This window comes from Lentimicrobium sp. S6, from assembly GCF_013166635.1.
Lineage (GTDB): Bacteria > Bacteroidota > Bacteroidia > Bacteroidales > UBA12170 > UBA12170.
On the sequence record NZ_JABKBZ010000050.1, the window covers coordinates 17,945 to 41,565 of the forward strand.

A 23,621-nucleotide genomic window follows, 5' to 3' on the forward strand; every position below is an offset into this window, starting at 1 on the left:
TTTATAAGAAAGTGCTCTGTTTGATAATCCGATTCTTATGTTTTCTATATTTACCCTCGAATTAATGGTCTTATTATGAAAGCAAAATGGATACTTTATATTTTAGGAATTTCTATTCTATTACTGGCTTGCGAACCAGAACAGAAAAAGTCAGAAACCTATTACCCTGAAAATATTTTAGATTATTCAGCCAATCCACTGGACGCAAAAGATAGAAACCATTTGGCATTTTCTGATCAAGGAGCTTGGTTTGCTTATGGCTTTCCAACTGTTTCGCAGAATTATGGTGGGTTTTCTGGGCCATTTCTAATGACACAAGAAAATGGAGTTTGGAGCAGTTCTGTTTTGGGTCAGTTGACACTTCTTGAAGTAAAAAGCAATCAAGTTTTAGATTGGAGTAAATTTGTGGCCAAGCAGCAAAGCTATCCAAGTCATTTAGAGCAGATATATGAAAACGAGCAATTGAGCATAGAACAAAAACTCGTCTTCTCATCTGCTCATACCGCTATCATTACCAGTAAAATCACCAATATGGGAGAAAGACATTATGCTTTTCAAGCCATGTTCTCTGGTGAAACCTATCTCTCTTCTCTTCGTTTTTCGGAGGAAGGTTCTATAATAAAAGCCTCCTCCGATTTATCAGAAGCCAAGGGATATATTGAATCCTGGAATAGTGAAATCAGTCATCGGGTGGTCAATGATTCCTCTTTTATTTTAATGCTAGAAAGCGTAGAATTATCTCCTGGGGAGTCTGCTGAAATAGTGATGTCCCAATCTTTTATATTTCCAGAGTATGATTGGAAAGTAGAGCATGAGAAAATTGCCGAACAAGTTAAAGAGGTGAATGGAGTTTTCCAAGTCAGAATAAATGAGAAGCAAGAGCAATTGCAATGTATCTATGATAAACTAGATACTTCTTATCAAAAAGATGCCTTTAAAAACCTCGTCGCTAAAACTCATTTGACTCTACAAAACAATTGGAGAGTTCCAGCTGGGGAGTTAAAACATAGCGGACTTTTTCCGAGCTATCATTATGAATGGTTTCATGGGTTTTGGGCTTGGGACAGTTGGAAACATGCAGTAGCATTGGCGAAATATGATCCAGAACTTGCGAAAGAACAAATCAAAGCCATATACGATTATATGGATGAAGCCGGTTTTATTGTAGATTGTATTTATCGAGATACCAGTATAGAAAAGCACAATTATAGAAACACTAAAGCCCCGCTTTCTGCATGGGCCGTTTGGAAAGTTTATGAGCAAGATGGGGACTCGAGTTTTCTAAAAGAAATGTATCCTCAACTTAAAAAGCAGCATGAGTGGTGGTATAAAAACCGTGATCATGACCAAGATGGATTATGTGAATATGGCTCAACAGATGGGACTTTAATAGCTGCCAAATGGGAAAGCGGAATGGATAATGCGGTTCGTTTTGACGACAGTGAGATTCTGAAGAACTCCGAAACGGCCTATTCTCTTAATCAAGAAAGCGTGGATTTAAATGCTTATCTCTATGCTGAGAAAGTCTATTTGTCTCGAATGGCCCGTGAACTGAGTTTTATTGAAGATGCTCATAAGCTAAATGCTCAGGCCGAATTACTAAAATTACAAGTTCAGAATCAATTCTACGATCCTCAAACGGGTTGGTTTTACGATACTTCTATCGATGGTAAAGAATTTGTAAAAGTGATGGGTTGTGAAGGATGGATTCCACTTTGGGCTACTATAGCAACGGAATCACAAGCTGCTGCTATAAAAGAAAATATGATGAATGAGGACTATTTTAATATGAAGGTTCCGCTGCAAACCTTAAGTGCGGCTCATGCCAAATTCAAACCCGAAGGTGGCTATTGGCGAGGTCCGGTTTGGCTCGATCAAAGCTATTTTGGAATTAAGGCGCTTAAGAATTATGGTTTTCATGAAGAAGCTTTGGAGCTCACACATAAACTCATTTATAATGCTGATGGGGTTTTTACCAAAGGAGCTTCTATCAGAGAAAATTATCAACCTATCACAGGGAAAGGATTAGAGTCCGAAAGCTTTAGCTGGTCGGCTGCACATTATATTTTGATGATGCTTGAGGAATAAAATGATATGATGAATAAAAAAAATAGCCAGTAGAATACTATTCCACTGACTATCCATCATCACAAAAATCAATTCAAATTCGCTTATTTCTTTCGTTTGGGTTTATTTTGTTTACCCTCCTTCATGTAATTTTCAAACTTGTTTTGTTGCTCTTCACTCAAAAGTGCTTTTACCTCCTTTTCAAAAGAAGATTTAAGGGCATCCATTTCTTCTTTTTTTGGCTTTTCCTTACCCGAAGTTTTATCTTTTACCTCATTGAAATGGCTTTGATAAACAGCCAAAATTTCTGTTTCTTGTTTGTCGGATAATTCCAACTCTTCAGCAAGCTCATTTACCATTTTCTTGACTTGTTTCTCATTTGGAACAGGTGGTTTTTGCGGCCCATCTCCTTTTGGTGCTTGAGCAAAGGTGATTCCTGAAAATAACAATACAATACTGAGTGCTAAAACGCTTAATATATTCTTCTTCGATTGTTTCATTTTTCTGTTTTTTAGATGTTTATTTCTTGTTTTCATTGCAAATATAAAGCAGGAGCTCAGGGAATAAAAAGATAATCGACCGTTTGATGTTTTTCATCTATAGAAAGCCATATTTAGAAGATGAGTAAGAGATGTGATGTGAGTTATATAGGGTCTTAAAAGATATAAATTAATAATCCATACTATTGTTTCCTGTATTTAATTACTTTTGAGGAAATTTTAAAACATACGATTATGGCAAAGAGTCAAGATGCAAAGAAGAATGTAAAGAAAGAAGCTGCTAAAACTCCAAAGGAAAAGAAAGCAGAAAAGAGACTTAAGAAATCTCAGCAATTTTAATCAGGATTTTATTATTTTAAATATAAGGCATCATTTTTTGATGCCTTTTTTTGATTACGAAATTTGCCAATGGAATTATACTTGATCCCCTGTTTTTAAAAGATGGGAATTTAGATGTGAAAGCCTTAAAATGAGGACTATGAATGTTATTGGTATTGATTAATAATAGGCAAGTAAACCTTATCTTTTAGCTCCTCATATTCCTTTTTGCACTGACTAAAAGTTGTTATTCCTCCTCCGCTTTTAAAGACAACTTGTTCATCCTGTTGTTCCAAGTATCGAATCATAACTGCGCTGTCTAAGCTTTTCCCATCGAAATAACCAAATACACCAGTATAGAAACCTCTATCATAGTTCTCAGCCTCACTAATCACTTCTAATGTTTTCTTTTTAGGTGCTCCACAAATACTTCCGGCAGGTAGAAGCTTAAAAAAGTGATGGCCTAGTTGATCAAAAAAGTCAATATCAATATCACCTCTAATCTCACTGCTCACTTGTAATAGGTTTTTATGGGAAGTCTTCACCTCTGTAAGGAATCTGAATTTTTCTACTCTCACATTTTTACTCACCATACTCAAATCATTCCTAATCAAATCAACAATGGTGTGATGTTCCGCTGTTTCTTTTTCATCCTCTAAAATGCTCTGCTGAGCATTAGGAATAGCAGCATCTATGGTTCCTTTCATGGGGTATGATGAAATTTCGCCATCCTCTATCTTTACAAAAATCTCAGGAGAAAAAACCACGAGTTTATCTTTAATCCAAAGCTTATATGGGGCCTGAGCATGCTGAAATATCTGTTGAAAAGATAAGTTGGTATTTATCTTTGAAGGCTTAGTTAAATTGATCAGATAAGTATTGCCAAAGTCTAAATGGGATTTTGCAATATTAAAGGATTCACTAAACTCAGAAAAGGCAATACATTTTTTTTCAAAGACTATGGATTCAGGCAATTCGATTTCTTTTGGAAATAAAAATGATTTCAAGGGAGTTTGAAAATGAATACCAGAAGAAGTTAAGTCTTCCTTAGCAATCAATATGTTTTCTCTATGATCGAAGGACAATACAAAAAGAAATGGTTTCCTTTTTCTACCCCATTCATTCATCTGCAATATTGCTTTTTCTTTACTATAAAGCTTCATCCTCATTAATTTTGCCCTACACTATTCAGCTGCGAAGATATTCAAATAACTTATGAAAAAGCTGATTCTTATTTATCTTTTCTCAGTCTTTTAATGCATGATAGGTCTATATATTTCCTAATATTGCAAATAAATAAATGCTCGGTGAAGAAACTTTTGATATTAGATAATTATGATTCCTTTACCTATAATTTGGTACAATTGGTTGAGCAACACCAAGGGTGGGATTTTGATGTTATTAAAAATGATAAGATTAAACTAGAAGAAGTGCTAGACTATGACAAGATTTTGCTTTCTCCTGGTCCTGGATTACCTTCAGATGCAGGTATCATGCCCCAATTAATAAAAGAATATGCGGCATATAAATCTATTTTAGGAGTATGTTTAGGTCATCATGCTATTGCCGAAACTTTTGGAGGTTCTCTTTTTAATTTCGATCAACCTATACATGGTATCAAACGAAAAGTAGATTTACTTATAGAGGATGGTATCTTTGAAAACATCCCCAAAATTTTTGAGGTAGGACTTTATCACAGCTGGGCCGTCAATAAAAATGATTTCCCAGAAGATCTAGAATTAGTCGCCCTAAGTGAAAAAGGAGTCATTATGGCCTTAAGACATAAAACTTACGATGTGAAAGGAGTTCAATTTCATCCAGAAAGCATTATGACGCCCTTGGGTAAAGAGATGCTCTGGAATTGGTTAAATCAATAATGATGCATAAGAGAATAGAAATCCATAGTTCTAGACTCCTCCTTCGAGAAATTGAATCATCGGATACTTCAGCGATTTTTATGTATAGATCTGATGCACAAACCAATCAATATCAAGGATGGATTCCTGAAAAGCTGGAGGAGGTTAATGATTTTATTGAGCATAAAATTGCGAAAGAATTCAATCGATTAGGTACTTGGTTTCAGTTGGCAATAGTTTTAAAAGAGTCAAATAAGTTGATTGGTGATCTTGGAATGCACTTTTTGGAGAATGACGCAGTTGAATTGGGTGCTACCATTGCTCAAGACTATCATGGTAAAGGATATGCTACAGAAGCACTAAAAGGGGTAATAAATTATCTGTTTAACAAAGTTGATAAACAAAAGATAAAAGCATCGGTAGATCCTCGGAATTTAGCCTCTATTGCCATGATAGAAAAGTTAGGCTTTAAGAAAGAAGCCCATTATAGGAAAAGCTTTTTCTTGAGAGAAGAATGGGTGGATGATGTGATTTATGGATTAACTAAACAGCTCCATTTCGAGCAGAAATAATAATGCAAATCGATAAGTTTTCAACACTTAATCCGCCAATTTAATTTTGGCTTCAATGGCAGATGTAGAATGGCCAGGAAGGAATTCTAAGGTTTTTACTTGACCACCTTTTGCCATTACAATATCATAACCCACTATATCTTCAGCATTATAATCGGCGCCTTTGACTAATACATCGGGTTGTACTTGTTTGATTAAATCGTAGGGAGTATCTTCGTTAAAGTAAATGACTAAGTCCACAAACTCTAATGCAGCCATTATATGGGCTCGTCCAACCTCATCCTGAATAGGACGATGTGGCCCTTTTATTCTACTTACCGAATCATCTGTATTTAAACCAATGACTAATACATCGCCATAATCTGCAGCCTTTGACAAATACTCAATATGCCCACGATGAATGATATCAAAACAACCATTGGTAAAAACAATTTTCTTGTTCTCACTAGCCCATTTTTCTATAACCTTCTCCAGTTGTTTCTGGTCTTGGATGATTTTATTTCTTATTTTGCTTAGGTAAATCATTAAGTGGTTTTCTTTTATTCAAAAGTAATAAAACATAGCTCACTCCACCAGCCAATAAAATAATGAGGGTTTGTGCTGCATGATTTGCCGTAGCATAGGCAGCAGCAGCATAGGAAGGAATATCGTATAATTGAGTGAATAATTCAGTAACAATGAAATGGTAAGAACCAATTCCTCCAGGAGTTGGAGCCACTATTCCTAGGCTTCCGATAGCTAGTACAGTGAACCCATCAATAATATTTAATAGTGAGGTTTCTTCGAAAGAATAAAAAGGTAATATGATCATTCCTAAGTAAAGCAACCAAATCATAAAAGTATTGAATAGAAATATCATTTTATTTTCTAATTTGGCAATACTTTTCATCCCTGACCATATTCCGTTTAAGAAAGCTTCTATCTTACTATACAGCATAGTCGTTTTAAAATATGGTCGTAACTTTCTAAATATCAATACCCCAACTCCTATGATAATAATAATAATCCCACTTAGAATAAGAATAGCATTCAAATCTCCAGCGTAGCTTCCCATCATAGGGCTAATGATGACTTTATTAATAAAACCACCAATTAAATTAATTTGAAACAATACGATTCCCGCAATGATAAGAAGCAAAACAATCATATCGAATACTCTTTCTGTGATTACCGTACCAAATAAGGTGTTGAAGGGAATATTGTCTTTCTTACTCAAAACTACACAACGCGAGACTTCTCCCATTCTAGGTAAAGCAAGGTTGGCTAAATAACCAGTCATTACTGCATAAAAAGTTGTACTAGCTTTAGTTTGATAGCCTACAGAATTAATCAATTGATTCCATCTTAAGGCTCTAAAAAAATGACTCGCCAAGGCTAAAAACATGGAATAAATCAACCAAGAATAATCGGCTTTTTTTAACTCTGACCAAATATCCTCTATATTTATATTGCGAAATGCAAGATATAAAAGGACAATACCCAATACTAGAAACATTAGATATTTAAATATTGAGAAAAGCTTATCTTTCAAACTAGTGGGGGATTTTATTGTTATCATCGGGGAAAATGATAAGAGGCTGATGTTTTTTTGCTTCTTCAAATTCCATACTGGCATAGGAAACAATAATAATTTTATCATTAACGGCCACCAAACGGGCTGCAGCACCATTGATACCAATAATACCACTTCCTCTTTCACCTTTTATCACATAAGTATCTAAACGATTACCATTGGTGATATTATAAATGTGTACTCTCTCATTTTCGATGAGGTTTACAGCATCCATCATATTTTCGTCAATGGTAATACTACCAATGTAATTGAGGTTGGCCTGTGTGATGCCAACGCTGTGAATTTTCGATTTTAAAACATCTATACGCATAGTGGCGCAAAATTACAAAATTTTTATTTGTATTCAACACCATGTGTAAATTGTATATGCCTGAAAATTAAATAGTAAGAAGCTTTTAACAAAAACTATAGTTCTAAATGGACTCTGTATTCTCTTGAATAGCCTCCTCAGAGAGAATATAAAAAGTCTATTTTTGCTAAAAAAACAAATGGAGGAATTTAAAAGAAAGATTAGTGAATCTCCTGGAATGCGTTGGGGAATTTTAATCCTAGTGGGTTTTATACTCTCGGCTAATTATTATTTCTACGATGCCTTTTCTACACTTAAAGATCAGTTGATGTCAGAGTTTGGCTATAGCAATACGCATTATGGTTTATTTGTTTCCTTCTATTCCATTCCCAATACTTTCCTATTGATGGCAGTGATTGGAGGTGTGGTTTTAGATAAACTCGGAATTAGAAGAACGGGATTCATCTTATCTTCTTTATGGCTTTTGGTGCCATGCTTACCGCCTACGGTGCTTCCGATTATTATAGAGAGGGTGGATTTACTCATGGTCTTTTCTCTTCTATTCTTCCAAACTATTCTCCCGAATTAAAAATGATGTTATTGGGCCGATTCTTCTATGGCTTGGGTGCCGAAACTAGTATTGTAGTGATCAGTAAGATATTAGTGAAATGGTTTAAAGGTAAAGATTTAGCCCTGGCCTTTGGATTGAAAGTAGGTTTTGGTCGTCTAGGAACATTCGCAGCTTTGCAATTATCTCCACGTATTTCTGATGGTGGAGCCCATTTAAGTACCGCCATTTGGTTTGCTGCCGTTCTTGTTTTGGCGGGATTATTAGCCTTTATGGTTTATATGCTGCTTGATACTAGGTATGATAAGGAAGTCCAAAGTGCTCAGGTAAAAGAATCTAAGGAAGGGTTTAAAATGTCTGATATAGGCAAAATATTGACCAATCCTGCCTTTATCTATATTGCACTAATATGTGTCACTTTTTACTCAGCAGTATTTCCGTTTTTAGCTTTTGCTCCCGATTTATTTCTTAATAAATTTGGTTTATCCAGTATTGAAAGTGGAGAGATCACCTCATTATTGCCTCTTGGTACCCTGATTTTTACTCCTGCTTTTGGCTTTTTAATTGATAGATATGGAAAAGCTGCTACCGCAATGATTTTTGGAGCCTCACTCCTTGTACTCATTCATCTAAATTTTGCTTTCACCGATTTTGCGCCTCATTTTCCCATGATATTATTAGGGATTTCATTCTCTTTAGTTCCGGCAGCCATGTGGCCCACTATGGTGAGATTGGTTGACGAGAAACAAATAGGAACGGCTTATGGATTGATGTATTCCATTCAGAATTTGGGACTATTTGCCTTCCCAATACTTTCTGGACTTATATTGGATTATACCAATCCTGGAAATCCAGAAACCCTTAACTATACTCCTACTATGCTCATGTTTGCAGGCCTTGGTTTATTGGGTTTATTCTTTGCTGTTTTATTGAAAGTAGAAGATAAAAGAAAAGGTTTTGGAGTTGATTTGGCATTGAATAAAAAATAATAGCTTTGCAGCTTCCATATTCTGAGTTTTGCAAAATATTGAACCGAAAAAAATGAAAAGTCCTAAAATTTTAATCCTCGATTATTCTATTGATCAATTTGAAACACCTTTAATAGAAAGCTGTTTTGAAGAAAACATAGAAACTCAAACTTTCCATATTCAAACAGAGGATTCTTTTCCGGAGAATTGGGAAGAGATGAGTTTTACTCATATCATCCATTCTGGTTCTACACTTTCTATAAATGATGTTTCCCCATTTACTGAGAATGCTGTGGCTTTAGTCCAAAAGGCATCCGAAATGAAAATTTGGCAGATGGGTATCTGTTATGGTCATCAACTTTTGGCATTGGCTATGGTGGGTAGGCATGCAATTCGTCCAGCTTCTAAAGGTTTTGAAGCAGGTTGGGAAAAAGTTTATTTTCTAGATTCTGCGGCGAGTCTATTAGGAGTAAAAGGAGAAGAGGATGTTTGGCAACACCATTTCGATGAAGTTGTGGAGCTTCCCATTTGGTCGGAGCTTTTGGCCACCAATGGACATACACATATTCAAGCATATATCAATTATGAATCTTGTGTTTTAGGAACACAGTTTCATCCAGAATTTGATTTGGAAAAAGGAAACGCATTTTTTAGATCAGATCGTAAAAACTTGGTGAAACTTGGAGTTGATGTGGATGAAATTCTGAGAGGAGAACCAAGTTTTAATTCTAAATTAGTTATCTTTAATTTCTTCATGAAGGTAGGTTTATGAAGAATCTGAGTATCTAAAAGGCATAACAAGTCCTGAAAAGAGTTGATATAAAATTTATTTATTATTGTTACTGGTAAAGAAAGCAAGTAATAGTGATGGGATTTTCTATAACAGTAGTATGTAAAGATCCTAACGTAGTAGAACTTTGATGTGCCTTGTAGGTTCACAATCCCCGACTACTAATTTAGGCTATGAGCAGTCAATACTCGCAAAACAATTTGGATAATAACAAACACGTTTCAAAATTAAGTACTGGAAGAAATATCTATATGAAGTGCATTTAAACCAATATTTATGTATAATTAAAACGTCATTATGTACAGTCATAATAATAGCCTACATTTGCAGTTCATATAAAAAAAATAAGATGAGTAACGGAACAGTAAAGTTTTTCAATAATTCTAAAGGATTTGGGTTTATTACTCCTGAATCAGGTGAAAAAGATGTATTTGTACATGTTAATGGCCTAATTGATGAAATAAATGAAGGTGACAAAGTAAGCTACGATGTAGAAGAAGGTCCAAAAGGAATGAACGCAGTTAAAGTTAGAGTAGTTTAATCTACCCCTTTAAGCATATTAAAAAAAGCCTGTCAATCATGACAGGCTTTTTTATTTCTCTGGATTTTCTGTTTAATTATATGGAATGTCGCTCCGGAATACTATTTAAATAATTATGGTCGAGTCTTTCAATCATTGCATCTACTCTTTGTATTGATTTTTCTTTATCTCTGGGTAGCAAAGAATCAAAAGGCACTGTATTAATGCCATGAATACCTAGATATTCAGTTTCTATTTCAATTAAATCAATGAGTTTTTTCTGTTCTTCTAGTACTTCGAGTTCTGTTGCAAGCTGATAAACTCCTTTCTCTATATCATGAGCAAGTGGACTACCACCATTAGCTCCTAAGGTAGTAGGAACTATTCCTATGGGCTTGGTTTCGTTAATGAGTTTTGCTGTAGCTATGGCATTTTCCATACCTTTTCCACTGCCAGCAGCTCCAAACATAAATCCAAAGAAAAAATCGATTCCTGCTTTATTTAGTCTTTTTAATTGCTCTTGTGAATCCTCTAGAGAAGCTCCTTTATTGAGATATTTTAAGGTCTCAGCATGTCCTGTTTCTGCACCTACCCAAAGGTCATTAATTCTCAAATCTCTTAATTCTTGTAATTCTACGTTTGTTTTTCCTTTGATATTGCTGACAGAGGCGTACATGGTAATGGTTTCTACTTTGGGCAAGTATTTATGGATTAATTCAGCAATGGGTTTGAGTCTTCTAGCAGACAAAACAAAAGCATCACCATTTACTAAAAATACTCTCCTTACATTTGGGTGCTGCTGTTTTGCTTCTTGTAAATCTCTTTCTATTTGGTCCAGTTTTTCCATGGAAAATTGAACATCGCGGTACATGGTACAAAAAGTACATTTATTATGTGCACATCCTACAGTAACCTGAAGCAAAAGGGTGTTGGCTTCGTAAGGTGGGCGGTATATTGGTCCTGTATATTTCATTTTTAAATTGATTTTTATTTAATGGTGATACTTGAATATTATAATTATTGTGCAGAATTGAATGATAATTAGCATTTCAGAGGCATATTATTCTTATTCAAGATCAAATTAAGGTATTTACTTTCGTAAATGATACTGATTGAAAAATAGATGCTCTTTATGGCGAAGAAATTCAGTTCTTTAAGGCTTTATGTAGTTTGTGTTAAGCCAGCATGATTATAGGATGAACACCTTTGAAATTACTCCTGAATCAGTTTCTCCGTCTCGCTAATTAAGCTCGTAATAGCCGCTTCATCATAAGCAACGGGATGTGCTTGAGCAAACATGGCATTGTCATTATCGTAGTATTTACCCGTAAGGCCTTTATGCTCCTCCGAAAGGGCAAGATCATATAAGATATCTGTGCCTTTTTCTGCAGGTGACCAATATTGCCCATAAGCTTCATTGGCCATTTTGGTATTGAGTAAAGAGCCTGGGTTTACAGCTATGACGCTGATGGCTTTTTGTTCTTTTGCCAAGCGCATGCTCCACATGGTAAGGGCTAATTTACTCTGTGCATAGGCCTCGTTTACTGAGATACTTGTGTGGCCTTTTAAAGCTTCTAAAGAAACTGGAGCTTGAGCGGCTGAACTTAGGTTGATGATACGTGCTTCGGTCCCTTTCTCTAATAGAGGAATCAATTCCTTGGTGAGTAGGTAGGGAGCGAGATAATTCACTACAAATCTCAAATCGAAGCCCTCCTCATTTTTTGCGATAGGGCTTTTAAAAACTCCAGCATTATTAATGAGAATATCGATTTTGCTGACTTTATTTTTTATCTGCTCGACCATATTTCGTAGCGAAGATAAATCAGAGAAATCGGCAACAAACTCCAATAAGTTGGTATTATTGGTTTTGGCTTTTATTTCAGTGCTAAGTGTTGTAAGTTTTTGGGCACTTCTACCATGTAAAAGCAAGGTATGACCTTCTTGAGCTAGTTTAAAAGCTAGTAGTTTTCCTATGCCATCTGTGGCGCCAGTGATAAAAATATTTTTCATGTTTTCTTTAATTAAGAATAAATTAAAAGGTAAAATTGCACGGATTTTTAAATCCGTGCTAGCCATTTTTTTATGCTATAATTATACAATTACTTTAAAAGAGTAAAAATTTCCTCCTGAGATAATCTTGATTTTGGTGTTTTATCAGTAGTATTAAAATCGGTTTCGGTTCTATATCCTAAAGAAACTACGGCAACAGCAGTAAATCCTTTTTCACGTAGGCTAAACTCTTCATCAATTACTTTTAAATCTACACCTTCCATCGGTAGGGCATCAATACCTAAAGTAGCCACACCTAAAAGTAGGTTTCCGATATTCAAATAGACTTGTTTTTCCATCCAATGTTGTAGATCCTTAAAATCGTAGCGATGCATATTGGCAAAGATATTACGTCCTCCGTTGGTCATTTGTTTGATTTCCTCATTGGGGAAACGTCCATCTTTGTCCTCAGTGTCTAGTAGATGTTGCATATACTTTTCATCGGCATCGGTTCTGGAACAGAATACAATCACATGAGAAGCATCTTTTACTTTAGGCTCGTTAAACTGATAAAAACCTTGAGTTCCTTTGGCAATACGTTCTTTCCCTTCTTCAGTACTGGCAATTACAAAATGCCAAGGTTGTATATTGGTACTCGATGGACTCATTTGTAATAGCGTCTTCACTTGCTCAAAATCCTCGGTAGAGATTTTTTTATTAGAATCAAATTCTTTGGTGGAATAGCGCCAGTTTAAAATTTCTTTTAAATTCATTTTTGTATGTTTTAAATATTTAATTGATTTATTATTTACGACCCATCATATAAAACTCTTCATCAGGGCGGACTTTAGCAAAATTCATCATTCGATTTGAAAGTCCATAAAAAGCGATGATGGCATTGATATCCCAGATATCTTCATCAGAAAATCCATGCTGATGTAAGGTTTCAAAGTCATTATGATTAATGCTTTTTGAATCATTAGATACTTTCATGGCAAAATTGATCATGGCTTTTTGACGTGGGCTGATATCGGCTTCACGATAGTTTACTGCAATTTGATCGGATAGGGTAGGCTGTTTGCTAATGACTCGTAGGCTGGCCCCATGAGACATCACGCAATACATGCAGCCATTTGCGTTTGATGTTGCGATAATGATCATTTCCTTTTCAGCAGGGCTTAAACCGCTTTCTTTTTTCATGATCGCATTATTGTATTTAATAAAAGCTCGGAATTCTTCGGGTCGATGCGCCAAGGCGAACAGTACATTGGGAACAAATCCTCTGGCTTCTTGAACTTTTAACATCGTTTCTTTAATATCCTCTGGTAAATCATTTACTGTGGGAATGGGGAATCTGCTGATGTTTTTGTCTGGTTGCTCTATATTATTTGGGTTCTGAGCAAATGCTGAGTGATTAAATAACAATAGTAGGGCACTCAAACTTATAAATATTAATTTCTTCATCTTCCTTTTTATTTATGATTATTAATCTAAAACAACTTTGTATTTTCCAGTGCTTCGAACATATATTAAACTCTCTTTATCTTTAGGAGAAGCAAGCTGATGATTTGAGCTTCCATTAGAACTAAAATAGCTACCAGCATCTAAAATTTGTAGATCTGATGTTCCAGGTTCTAGGTAATCAATTGGTCCTTGAATGACTACAGCTCGGAAATTATTGCTTTCACTTTGGATTTCACCTTTAAAACCTGCTGGTAATTTGATTAAACTTCCATTTAGTTTTTCTTGTTTTGTTTCTCCCCAAAGCATTGCGATTTGTACAGGTTTGTCGAAACTAGAGGAGCTTTTTTGCTCAATCCATACCATATCTGATGCATCTAACCAAACCATATTCGATTCATCTAAATTGAGAGCTGTTTCTTCAGTATGAAATGCATCTTCTGTAGAATGTACCAGATAAGGACCTTCTTCAATTTCAATATATGCGAAAGTATTAGCCCCTTTTGCTGCTGTTATATGAATTTCGCCTTTGGGCTGTGTCCAAAAAGAGCCGCTTGGAAGCCACATGTTTTCAGCATTTGGGTCGTCATTATGAATGAAACCATTAATAACGATACCACGGTAGGAAACATTATGGATATGTGGAGGAGATTTAAAACCATCTGATGGTTTCAAAAGAAAGCCCGTAGCTTCAGTTCCATTGCGATCTCCCCAAAGAGTTCCTGCCATTGGGGCTTTATCTCCACGAGCTGGATTTAAATAAGTCCACTCTACTTCAGAAGCCAGTATGACTTCATTATTTTCTTTTGTTCCAGTTGGAAGCTGAGCATAATTTTGAGTAAAAGTAGCAAGCAGGATAGCTAGTATAAGTATATTAAAATGCTTCATCTTGATTTGTATTTAATGATTATAGATTACGCGATATGGCTCATCTCATGAACAATAAATTCCTCTACCGCGCCTTCGGTGGCTTTTAAATAATCAGCTAGATGTTGATTATTCATATGGACCTGCCATAATGCTCTGGTTTCCCAGTTCTCATGGAATAGAAAGAGATTCGGGTTTTTTTGATCTTGATGTAAGTCATAATTAATACATCCTTCTTCTGCTCTAGTAATATCTATTAGCTTTAGTAATTCTGTTTTTACTAAATCTCTTTTCTCTTCTTTAGCTGTTATTCTAGCTATGATGGTTAGCTTTTGATTGTTCATGTTATTGTATTTTTTTAAGTGATTAATGATTTAAGCTTTTTTAATGGAGTTCATTTGTTTTCCTAATCCTAAGACTCCATATTCTTTTTCATTATTGATGTGGCAAAATTAGGGAATCCATATTGTCTAATTATTGTAAGGATAGGGGTATAAATGGTATATATATTGGTTTATTAGATAAAATATATGGTTTTTCGGTGTTTTATGTGATTTATATATTTCAATATACCTATATTTGCACAATATAACCAATATTAATACAATGAAAAGAGAGTCCGTGCATCATATTTTTGAAATTCATATCGAAGAAATGTCTTCTTGGGGAAAAAGACCACATCAGCATAACTTTTTTGAAATAGTATATGTGGAGAAAGGCTCAGGTTTTCAATGTATCAATCAGCATGAGTTTGAGTTTAAAGAAGGGAATGTTTTCTTACTCCCTCCTCTCGATTGTCATTCTTTTAAGTTAGCAGAACCAACGAGGTTTTATTTTATTCGGTTTACCGATCATTATTTTTTAAAGGACCATGGACTTACAGATTATAATGCTTGGTTTGATAAGATAGCTTATATACTAGCTAATTATAATAAGGTACCTGGTGATATTATTTCTTCTGATGGCGAAAGACAGTTTATTATTAATAATATCAAATCCATATATCAAGAATATCAGGTAGCCGATTCTTATTCTGAATCGATTATTGCGGGCACGGTGGCTTCTATTTTAAATATATTGGCTCGAAGCATAGAAAAAAAATATGTGGATCAGGGCAATGAAAAAGACAATCGTTTTGGGGAGGTCTTACGATATGTTAATACCCATATTATTGATAGTGAAAAACTTCGTATTCCAATATTGGCGGAGAAGTTTGGGGTGTCCAAGTCTTATTTCTCGGAGTATTTCAAGAAAAAAGCAGGAATGAGTTTGGCAGAGTATATTCTAAAGTCGAAGCTCAGAATAGTAGAGACCAAAGTCTTGCATACCGACCTCAGCCTAAAAGAAATTGCCTATCAGCTGAACTTCACCGACAGTAGTCATTTGGCACGTTCCTTTAAAAAAGCCAATGGAGTTACTGTAAAAGAATTTAAAAATGGCACTCAACTTTGTCGGGCATAGTATTGTGTTTTCTTGTTTTGAATACCATTTTTATGGATTCTTATAGGAAGGATTTAGTTTCATAACCAGATGGTATTGAATGTAATTTGTGTCTAGAGAACCATAACACACAGTATGTTTTGTTTCATTTTGCTCTGAACCTAAATATATGAGAATATAATTGCATGTATATAATAGTATATCAATCATATACGTGTTATGGAATTGTTTTTAGAATTGTGACACTCTTATGACAAAAAGATTATATTTGCCGCGGTTTTTTTTATCAATGAGAAGCTATTATTATAGCTGCAATGGTTTGGTTATCAGTGTGGCTTAGTGTTTTAGTAGCGTCTCATTTTATTTTTGTTTTTTAGAAAACCCGTAGAACTATAAAGAAATATTTTTGATACTGAAGTTTTTGAATAGAAACTTTAGTAATTTTAAACACTGTTTTATGCCTAATGAAAAGAGAAATACATAACGTTGAACTGGTCTATTTAGGTCTTGCTGATTATGCTGAATTAAAAGAAGTAATGATCAGTGCTTACCATACTATGACTGATTCCTATTGGCGTGAGGATAGTATCCGTACGCTTATAGATATCTTTCCTGAAGGTCAAATTGTAATCAAAGTAAATGGTGATATTGCTGGTTGCGCCTTATCTATCATCATCGATTCGAAGAGCATTGACGAACAGCATACTTATAAAGATATTACAGATAATTTTACCTTTGAAACACATACCGAAAGTGGTGATTTTGTATATGGTATTGATGTTTTTATAAAGCCACAATACAGAGGGTTGAGACTAGGACGTAGGCTTTACGATTATAGGAAGGAGCTCTGCGAAAGATTAAACTTGAAAGGTATTTTGTTTGGCGGTAGAATTCCAAACTATTATAAATACAAAGACAGCATCAGTCCAAAACAATATCTAGAGAAGGTAAGATCCAAGGAAATCCATGATCCGGTATTAAACTTCCAATTATCCAATGATTTTCATCCACTTCGGGTTTTGAAAAACTATTTGGAAGGAGACAAAGCTTCTGATGATTATGCTGTTTTGTTAAGGTGGAATAATATTTTCTATGAAAAGCCGAAAACCAAAGCCGAAACCATCAAAAAGATAGTTCGTTTAGGAGTGGTACAGTGGCAGATGAGGTCATATAAGTCTCCAATAGAATTAATGCAGCAAGCAGAGTATTTTGTTGATGCTTTAAGTGGATATAAAAGTGATTTCGCTTTGTTTCCTGAGTTTTTTAATGCGCCTATGATGGCTGCATATAATCATATGAGCGAGGCGGATGCGATTAGAGAATTAGCAAAGTATACCAAAGAGTTGACTCAAGAATTTTCCAAGTTGGCTGTTAGTTATAATATAAATATTATCACTGGAAGTATGCCTGAGATGGTAGGTAATGACCTGTATAATGTAGGTTACCTTTGTCGTAGAGATGGTTCCATCGAGCGTTTCGAGAAAATCCATGTCACCCCAGATGAAGAAAAAGTGTGGGCCTTAAAAGGGGGGGATCAAATTAAAACATTTGATACTGATTGTGGTAAAATTGGTATTTTGATTTGCTACGATGTAGAATTTCCTGAGTTATCTCGGATATTGGCTAATGAAGGTATGAGCATTCTATTTGTTCCATTCCTAACCGATACTCAGAACGGGTATTCTAGAATAAGAAATTGTGCTCAAGCTCGTGCCATAGAGAATGAATGCTATGTGGTGATTGCAGGTAGTGTTGGGAACTTACCAAATGTGCATAATATGGATATCCAATATGCACAATCTATGGTTTTAACTCCTTGCGACTTTCATTTCCCAACAAATGGAATAAAAGCGGAAGCCACACCGAATACCGAAATGATATTGATAGCAGATGTGGATGTGGATTTATTGAGAGAATTGCATAATTATGGGTCTGTTAAGAATCTAAAAGACAGACGCACAGATTTATACGAGATATTAAAGAAATAAACAAAATAATAACTACTTTATGAATACGTAAATGAAGAATACATATTTTGATTTGATTGAGCAATCTTACTACTTTCCTCAGGAAGGTTTCGATTTGCGTGACGACTATTTAACTTTTCATGGTGTTTCTTTAAAGCACTTAATTGAAAAACACGGAACACCCTTTCGTTTTATCTATTTGCCTAAAATTGGTGACCAGATAAAGAAAACCAGGAATCTATTTAATAGAGCCATCAAGAATAATGCTTATAAAGGGAAGTATCATTTTTGTTATTGTACCAAGTGCAACCATTTTTATCACGTCATTAATGAGGCACTTAAGCATAAAGTCAATTTGGAGACCTCCTCAGAGTTTGATATTGATTTAATCATTAATCTGGCTGGTAAAGGGAAGATTTCAAAAGACAGAATCATTGTTCATAATGGATTCAAAACAGAGGAATATTTAGCAAAAATCGTTAGACTCCAAGAGGCTGGGTTTGGCAATTCTATTATTATTTTAGATAGTATCGCTGAGTTTGATCGCTTACAGAAAATCAAAACAAAACAAGTTCTTCGAATCGGATTACGTATGGCTATTAATGAGGAAGCTCAATCTGCCTACTATACTTCGAGATTAGGAATTGCACCTTCAGAAATTATTAAATTCTTTAAAACAAAACTTCGCGATAATGATAAGTTTGAACTTAAAATGTTGCACTTTTTTGTGGATTCCGGTATTAAAGATACACTCTATTATTGGGGTGAATTTCAAAAAGCCCTTAAATTATACATTGAACTAAAAAAAGAAAGCAAGAATCTAGATTCCTTCAATTTAGGAGGAGGATTCCCTATCCGTAACCACTTAGGCTTTGAGTATAATTATGAATATATGATCAATGAGATCATTAAAAATATTAAAGAAGCTTGTACTAAAGATGCTGTTTTAGAACCTGATCTTTTTACGGAATTCGGAAAATATACTGTTGGGGAGTCTGGAGCAATTATCTTTAAAGTATTGGAACAAAAGCAACAGAATGATGCTGAAACTTGGTATATCATTAATAATAGTTTAATGAATACCATTCCTGATGCTTGGAGTATACACGAAAAATTTATTCTATTACCCATTAATAAATGGGATAATGAATACGGAAGAGTTAATATTGGTGGAATCAGTTGTGACCATTCTGACTATTATAACTCTGAGGATTTAAATCAGGAAGTATTATTGCCAAAGTATAATTCAAAAGATAAAGAACCATTATATCTTGGTTTTTTCCATACCGGAGCCTACCAAGATTCGATAAGTGGTTACGGAGGAATCAAACATTGTTTAATCCCTTCGCCAAAACATGTAATTATAGATAGAGATAGCAAAGGAAATATAGTTGATTATGTGTATAGAGAAGAGCAATCAGCTAATGATATGTTTAATATTTTAGGGTATAATAAGTAAGATGAAGAATTTTGGAGGTATAGAGGATAAATATGCTGACTTTAAAAGTTCAGCCATTTTATTACAATCCATTCCTTATGATGGAACCAGTACATGGGGCAAAGGAGCGGACAAGGGTTTTGCGGCTTTTTTAGATGCTGCAGAAAATATGGAGTTATACGACATGGAAACCGATTCTGAGGTTTATGAAAAGGGAATCCATATTCTGCCTGAGATTATTGAAAATCGATCTCCCGAAGCTAGCTATGAAGCTATTTATGAGCAAGCAAAGAAATGGGTGGAGACCGATAAGTTTTTGACTTTTTTTGGCGGTGAACATTCAATAAGCATTGGTATTATTAAAGCATTATATGAGAAATATCCTGATCTTACGGTGGTTCATTTGGACGCTCATGCCGATTTAAGGGAATCCTATATGGGCTCCCCTTATAATCATGCTTGTGCTTTACATGATGCTTCAAAAAACACCAATTTGATTCAAGTGGGTATCCGAAGTATGGATGTTAGTGAAATGCAATTTATAAACGCAGACAAATGCTTTTTTGCACAAGATATTGTGGGTAATCGCAATGATTGGATGGAGGAGGCTCTTGAGCTCATTAATACCAAGCATGTTTATATTACCATTGATTTAGATGCTTTTGATCCTTCCATTTTACCAGCAACAGGAACTCCAGAACCTGGTGGCTTGGAATGGTATCCTACCTTAGAATTTTTAAGAGGAGTTTTCGAGAACAATAATGTGGTTGGTTTCGATTTGGTAGAGCTGGCACCCATTGAGAATCATAAAGCATCAGAGTTTTTAGCTGCAAAATTATATTATAAATTACTTTCTTATAAATTTAAATACGATGAATAAAGGCCCTATTTCACAGTTTATGCTCGAGCATTATAAACATTTTAATGCTGCTGCATTGGTAGATGCCGCTAAAGGATACGAGCTTCAGTTAAGTCAAGGAAATAAAATGATGATGACTTTAGCAGGTGCTATGAGTACTGCAGAGTTAGGAAAATCATTAGCAGAGATGATACGTCAAGATAAAGTTCAAATTATATCTTGCACTGGTGCTAACTTAGAAGAGGATTTGATGAACTTGGTGGCTCATTCGCATTATGAAAGAGTGCCTCATTATCGCGATTTATCAGCCATTCAAGAAAGAGAATTACTCGATAGAGGTTTAAATAGAGTAACAGATACTTGTATTCCCGAGGAGGAGGCTTTTAGAAGATTGCAGGAGCATATTTTTGAGATTTGGCAAAAGGCCGAAGCTGAAGGGAAAAGATATTTTCCCCACGAATATATGTATAAGCTTTTGCTTTCTGGCGTATTGGAACAGTATTATGAAATTGATCCTAAAAACAGTTGGATGCTGGCCGCCGCAGAGAAGAACTTACCTATAGTGGTTCCTGGTTGGGAAGATTCTACCATGGGAAATATTTTTGCATCTTATTGTATAAAAGGTGAATTGAAGCCTAGTACAGTAAAGTCAGGAATTGAATATATGACTTGGTTGGCCGATTGGTATACTGAGAACACTAAAGATAATGGAATAGGATTTTTTCAAATCGGAGGAGGAATTGCAGGAGATTTCCCAATATGTGTAGTACCAATGCTCTATCAAGATTTGGAAAGAGTGGATACCCCATTTTGGAGCTATTTCTGTCAGATTTCGGATTCAACCACCAGCTACGGTTCCTACTCAGGTGCTGTTCCTAACGAAAAAATTACTTGGGGAAAACTGGATGAGAATACGCCAAAATTTATTGTAGAATCAGATGCTACTATAGTGGCTCCTCTCATTTTTTCTTATCTTTTGGGTTGGTAGAATGCCTTTCTGGTTTTGAAATTAATATTCCTTCAATTCATTATAAAATGAATTGATGGATAGCTTAGAAATTACCCTAATAAGATTCAGATAAAACACGAATCAAATCCTGAAGCTTAAATGGCTTACTTAAGTAATCATTCATTCCGGCGGCAATATATTTGTCTTTATCGGTTTTTAAGGCATTTGCTGTTAATGCAATGATTGGTGTTTTCCTTATTTTCTTAGATCTTATTTCATGAACCCTAATCAAACCTGTTGCTTCTAAGCCACTCATTTCTGGCATTTGAATATCCATTAAAACCAAATCGTAATGATTTTCCTTAAATAGCTCTAATGCTTCTCTACCATTATTGGCAATTTCTACTTGATGGCCCAGTTTTTCAAGATTGATGATGGCTATTTTTTGATTGATTTTATTGTCTTCGGCAAGTAGAATATTCAAATTATCCTTAATAATGAAGTCATTATTTTTGCTGGAGTGGGTATCTTGAAGGTCTTGATGAGCCTCCTGAGTTGGTATTTCTACCCAGAAGGTACTTCCTTCGCCAAATTGACTATCAACTCCTATATTTCCACCAAACAGTTGACTCAAATCTTTGCTAATTAATAAGCCTAATCCGGTTCCTCCGTGGGTTCGGGTTGTTGAACTATCGGTTTGAGAAAAGGCCATGAAGAGCTTTTTCTTACCTTCCTCTGAAATCCCAATGCCAGTATCTATTACATTGATTCCTAGCGTAAAATTAGGAGATTTTAAATTTTGTCTTTTCTTTTCTAGGAATATGGTTATACCACCTTCCTCAGTAAAGTTGATGGCATTGTTTACCAAATTGATAATGATTTGTTTCACTCTGGTAGGGTCGCCAAGAACAGATGTAGGGAGTTGATCGGAGATTCTGGTCTTTAGATATAATTGCTTCGCTTTTGCTTTAATCATCAGTAATTCCTCAACCTCGGTAAGCATTTTCTTTAAGTTAAAAGGAATCTTCTCTAATTCAACTTGTCCAGCTTCTATTTTACTAAAGTCAAGAATTTCATTGATAATGGTTAATAGGTTTTCAGCTGAAACACTAATGACTTTTAGTTTTTCTTGAAGGTCAGCATCTTCTGTTCCTTGCATGATAATATCAGTCATTCCCATAATCCCATTCATTGGAGTTCTGATTTCGTGACTCATTTTTGCAAGGAAGAAGCTCTTGGCTTTATTGGCCTTGTCTGCATTTTCTTTAGCTATGGTTAATTGTGATTCAGATTTTTTTCTGTTGGTGATATCATCTTTAATGGCAATATAGTGGGTGATGATTCCTTTGGAGTTTTTTACTGGAGAAATGCTGGCCAATTCCCAAAAGACATTTCCATTCTTCTTTTTATTACAGAACTCACCTCGCCAAACTTGACCATTTTCTATGGTTTTCCACATCTCCTTATAGTCGATTTTGTTTTCCTCATTTCTGGCATTTAAAATTCTAGGATTTTGGCCAATAACCTCCTCCGAACTATATCCTGTTACTAATTCAAAAGCAGGATTTACATATTCTATTTCTCCATTGGTTTTGGTAATAACAATGGAATTTGGAGATTCCTGAACCACCATACTCAATTTTTTTAATTCTTGTTCCGCTTTTGTTCTTTCAGAAATATCTATAAAGCTTTCTACATATACATCACGACCATTTATTACCGCTTTTTTTACGCTTTTAAGAATCTGTTTTTCTTTCTTATCAGCAGTGATTAGTGTTTTTCGTTGATTGTGTATTTGTTCGTCAAAATCCGAAATAGGACAGCTGCCTTTGTCGGTAGGGCAGATGAAATGATTACACACACTACCAATAATATGAGCATTATCTGTACCGATCATCTCTTTTGCTTTATCATTAACGCTTAGTATATTGTGGCTAATAGCATCTATAACAATAATCCCAACTAAAGCAGAGTTTAAAACGGCATCATTAAATTGTTTTTGCTCTAGTAGCTCTTGTTCAACACTTTTTTGTTTGCTGATATCCATAAATGCTTCCAAAATCATATCCTGATTGTGGAGCCTAATGGGAATGGCACTTTTAACAACGGTACTTACTTTTCCATCTTTGCCTTTTAATCCCAATTCAATATCATGTACAGCCAAATCATTAGAAGTAATGGGGCATTTCTCCTCATCATCTAGGCAAAAGACATTGCCACAGTGTTCGTTTATATAGTCAGCCTCATTGGCATCATTCATCCATTTTAATGCGGTTTTGTTGATTTGCTGAATCTCTTGTTTGCGGTTGGCTAAAGCTATTCCTACTGGCAGTGCATCTAAAATTTTCTGAATGGTTTGATTGTTTTCTTCTAGGTCTTTCTTCGATTGCTCATGTCTGTCAATCAAATGATAGATTTGTTTGAGCATTTGTGTGATTAGAATAATTATAGCTATAACCATCAAAAACAAAAACAGATAGCGATATAAATTATTAGGGTTACCCATTTAGTTCACAAATAGTTGTATATGAGTATATTATTTTGTAAATTGTATTCAAATTCAGGAACGATGAGGATACTAAAAAACATTGATAGACAGACGTTTAAAGAAAGATTTACAACAAAAGAAG

24 protein-coding genes are annotated in these 23,621 nt (G+C 35.0%); 12 read left to right on the forward strand and 12 right to left on the reverse strand.

All coding sequences use genetic code 11. From position 1 onward, the window contains the following. The first annotated feature begins 75 nt into the window (after positions 1 to 75). The gene (locus tag HNS40_RS15195) at positions 76 to 2,088 is read left to right on the forward strand and encodes a trehalase family glycosidase (protein WP_172282336.1); all 2,013 of its coding nucleotides are present in this window, start codon (positions 76 to 78) and stop codon (positions 2,086 to 2,088) included. 83 nt (positions 2,089 to 2,171) lie between these two features. Here the strand turns inward: HNS40_RS15195 and HNS40_RS15200 are convergent, their stop codons facing one another. Together HNS40_RS15200 and HNS40_RS15205 are read right to left on the reverse strand one after the other, a co-directional pair. Then, positions 2,172 to 2,567 carry a hypothetical protein gene (locus tag HNS40_RS15200; protein WP_172282338.1) on the reverse strand — a complete coding sequence of 132 codons (396 nt, stop codon included), beginning with the start codon at positions 2,565 to 2,567 and terminating at the stop codon, positions 2,172 to 2,174. Positions 2,568 to 3,052: 485 nt separating this feature from the next. Further along, entirely contained in the window at positions 3,053 to 4,048 is a 996-nt protein-coding gene (locus HNS40_RS15205; protein ID WP_172282340.1) for an aminodeoxychorismate synthase component I, read from the reverse strand. A gap of 93 nt (positions 4,049 to 4,141) precedes the next feature. Between HNS40_RS15205 and HNS40_RS15210 the strand changes: the two genes are divergently transcribed. Together HNS40_RS15210 and HNS40_RS15215 are read left to right on the forward strand one after the other, a co-directional pair. Next, entirely contained in the window at positions 4,142 to 4,762 is a 621-nt protein-coding gene (locus HNS40_RS15210; protein WP_172282342.1) for an aminodeoxychorismate/anthranilate synthase component II, read from the forward strand. Between the two features lie 2 nt (positions 4,763 to 4,764). Next, positions 4,765 to 5,313, forward strand: a complete 549-nt coding sequence (locus HNS40_RS15215; RefSeq protein ID WP_216663637.1) for a GNAT family N-acetyltransferase — start codon at positions 4,765 to 4,767, stop codon at positions 5,311 to 5,313. Between the two features lie 27 nt (positions 5,314 to 5,340). Here the strand turns inward: HNS40_RS15215 and rfaE2 are convergent, their stop codons facing one another. The 3 genes from rfaE2 to panD are packed head-to-tail and all read right to left on the reverse strand — an operon-like array spanning position 5,341 to position 7,196. Next, a complete protein-coding gene (rfaE2, locus tag HNS40_RS15220) occupies positions 5,341 to 5,838 on the reverse strand; it encodes a D-glycero-beta-D-manno-heptose 1-phosphate adenylyltransferase (RefSeq protein WP_172282346.1) in 498 nt (165 codons plus the stop codon). After that, positions 5,810 to 6,808: a lysylphosphatidylglycerol synthase transmembrane domain-containing protein gene (locus tag HNS40_RS15225; RefSeq protein WP_172282348.1), complete on the reverse strand. Its 999-nt coding sequence runs from the start codon at positions 6,806 to 6,808 to the stop codon at positions 5,810 to 5,812. Before HNS40_RS15225 ends, rfaE2 begins: the two co-directional genes overlap by 29 nt. Positions 6,809 to 6,845: 37 nt before the next feature. Next, positions 6,846 to 7,196, reverse strand: coding sequence for an aspartate 1-decarboxylase (gene panD / locus HNS40_RS15230; protein WP_172282350.1), 351 nt, complete (start codon positions 7,194 to 7,196; stop codon positions 6,846 to 6,848). Positions 7,197 to 7,359: 163 nt separating this feature from the next. Between panD and HNS40_RS15235 the strand changes: the two genes are divergently transcribed. The 4 genes from HNS40_RS15235 (at position 7,360) to HNS40_RS15250 (ending at position 10,042) form a co-directional block, all read left to right on the forward strand. Then, positions 7,360 to 7,764 carry a hypothetical protein gene (locus HNS40_RS15235; protein ID WP_172282352.1) on the forward strand — a complete coding sequence of 135 codons (405 nt, stop codon included), beginning with the start codon at positions 7,360 to 7,362 and terminating at the stop codon, positions 7,762 to 7,764. Next, the gene (locus tag HNS40_RS15240) at positions 7,653 to 8,732 is read left to right on the forward strand and encodes an MFS transporter (RefSeq protein ID WP_172282354.1); all 1,080 of its coding nucleotides are present in this window, start codon (positions 7,653 to 7,655) and stop codon (positions 8,730 to 8,732) included. The genes HNS40_RS15235 and HNS40_RS15240 overlap by 112 nt, the downstream gene beginning before the upstream one ends. Positions 8,733 to 8,784: 52 nt before the next feature. Further along, positions 8,785 to 9,483, forward strand: coding sequence for a type 1 glutamine amidotransferase (locus HNS40_RS15245; protein WP_172282356.1), 699 nt, complete (start codon positions 8,785 to 8,787; stop codon positions 9,481 to 9,483). Between the two features lie 367 nt (positions 9,484 to 9,850). Next, positions 9,851 to 10,042 (forward strand): cold-shock protein, encoded by a 192-nt coding sequence (locus HNS40_RS15250; protein ID WP_172282358.1) that lies wholly within the window; start codon positions 9,851 to 9,853, stop codon positions 10,040 to 10,042. Positions 10,043 to 10,118: 76 nt separating this feature from the next. On the opposite strand, the gene HNS40_RS15255 is transcribed toward HNS40_RS15250, so the two are convergent. The 6 genes from HNS40_RS15255 to HNS40_RS15280 all read right to left on the reverse strand — a co-directional run bounded on the left by HNS40_RS15255 (position 10,119) and on the right by HNS40_RS15280 (position 14,682). After that, the gene (locus HNS40_RS15255) at positions 10,119 to 10,994 is read right to left on the reverse strand and encodes a radical SAM protein (protein WP_172282361.1); all 876 of its coding nucleotides are present in this window, start codon (positions 10,992 to 10,994) and stop codon (positions 10,119 to 10,121) included. 239 nt (positions 10,995 to 11,233) lie between these two features. Next, a complete protein-coding gene (locus HNS40_RS15260) occupies positions 11,234 to 12,031 on the reverse strand; it encodes an SDR family NAD(P)-dependent oxidoreductase (protein WP_172282363.1) in 798 nt (265 codons plus the stop codon). Between the two features lie 89 nt (positions 12,032 to 12,120). Beyond that, complete coding sequence (gene nfsB, locus HNS40_RS15265; RefSeq protein WP_172282365.1) at positions 12,121 to 12,783, reverse strand: oxygen-insensitive NAD(P)H nitroreductase; 663 nt, start codon at positions 12,781 to 12,783, stop codon at positions 12,121 to 12,123. 31 nt (positions 12,784 to 12,814) lie between these two features. Continuing rightward, on the reverse strand, positions 12,815 to 13,474 hold the full coding sequence (locus tag HNS40_RS15270; protein WP_172282367.1) for a peroxidase-related enzyme: 660 nt from the start codon (positions 13,472 to 13,474) through the stop codon (positions 12,815 to 12,817). Between the two features lie 21 nt (positions 13,475 to 13,495). After that, the gene (locus HNS40_RS15275) at positions 13,496 to 14,359 is read right to left on the reverse strand and encodes a DUF4437 domain-containing protein (protein ID WP_172282369.1); all 864 of its coding nucleotides are present in this window, start codon (positions 14,357 to 14,359) and stop codon (positions 13,496 to 13,498) included. Positions 14,360 to 14,385: 26 nt separating this feature from the next. Further along, positions 14,386 to 14,682: a putative quinol monooxygenase gene (locus HNS40_RS15280; RefSeq protein ID WP_172282371.1), complete on the reverse strand. Its 297-nt coding sequence runs from the start codon at positions 14,680 to 14,682 to the stop codon at positions 14,386 to 14,388. 262 nt (positions 14,683 to 14,944) lie between these two features. Here HNS40_RS15280 and HNS40_RS15285 point away from each other — a divergent pair, with 262 nt between their 5' ends. The 5 genes from HNS40_RS15285 (at position 14,945) to HNS40_RS15305 (ending at position 21,030) form a co-directional block, all read left to right on the forward strand. Next, on the forward strand, positions 14,945 to 15,799 hold the full coding sequence (locus tag HNS40_RS15285; RefSeq protein ID WP_172282373.1) for an AraC family transcriptional regulator: 855 nt from the start codon (positions 14,945 to 14,947) through the stop codon (positions 15,797 to 15,799). Positions 15,800 to 16,242: 443 nt separating this feature from the next. After that, positions 16,243 to 17,766 carry a carbon-nitrogen hydrolase family protein gene (locus HNS40_RS15290; protein ID WP_172282375.1) on the forward strand — a complete coding sequence of 508 codons (1,524 nt, stop codon included), beginning with the start codon at positions 16,243 to 16,245 and terminating at the stop codon, positions 17,764 to 17,766. Positions 17,767 to 17,797: 31 nt separating this feature from the next. Next, the gene (locus HNS40_RS15295; protein WP_172282377.1) at positions 17,798 to 19,204 is read left to right on the forward strand and encodes an arginine decarboxylase; all 1,407 of its coding nucleotides are present in this window, start codon (positions 17,798 to 17,800) and stop codon (positions 19,202 to 19,204) included. Position 19,205: 1 nt separating this feature from the next. After that, on the forward strand, positions 19,206 to 20,063 hold the full coding sequence (speB, locus tag HNS40_RS15300) for an agmatinase (RefSeq protein ID WP_216663640.1): 858 nt from the start codon (positions 19,206 to 19,208) through the stop codon (positions 20,061 to 20,063). Next, on the forward strand, positions 20,056 to 21,030 hold the full coding sequence (locus HNS40_RS15305) for a deoxyhypusine synthase family protein (RefSeq protein ID WP_172282379.1): 975 nt from the start codon (positions 20,056 to 20,058) through the stop codon (positions 21,028 to 21,030). Before speB ends, HNS40_RS15305 begins: the two co-directional genes overlap by 8 nt. Before the next feature lie 76 nt (positions 21,031 to 21,106). Here HNS40_RS15305 and HNS40_RS15310 read toward each other — a convergent pair whose 3' ends face one another. Beyond that, positions 21,107 to 23,419 carry a PAS domain S-box protein gene (locus HNS40_RS15310; RefSeq protein ID WP_172282381.1) on the reverse strand — a complete coding sequence of 771 codons (2,313 nt, stop codon included), beginning with the start codon at positions 23,417 to 23,419 and terminating at the stop codon, positions 21,107 to 21,109. Between the last annotated feature and the right edge of the window lie 202 nt (positions 23,420 to 23,621).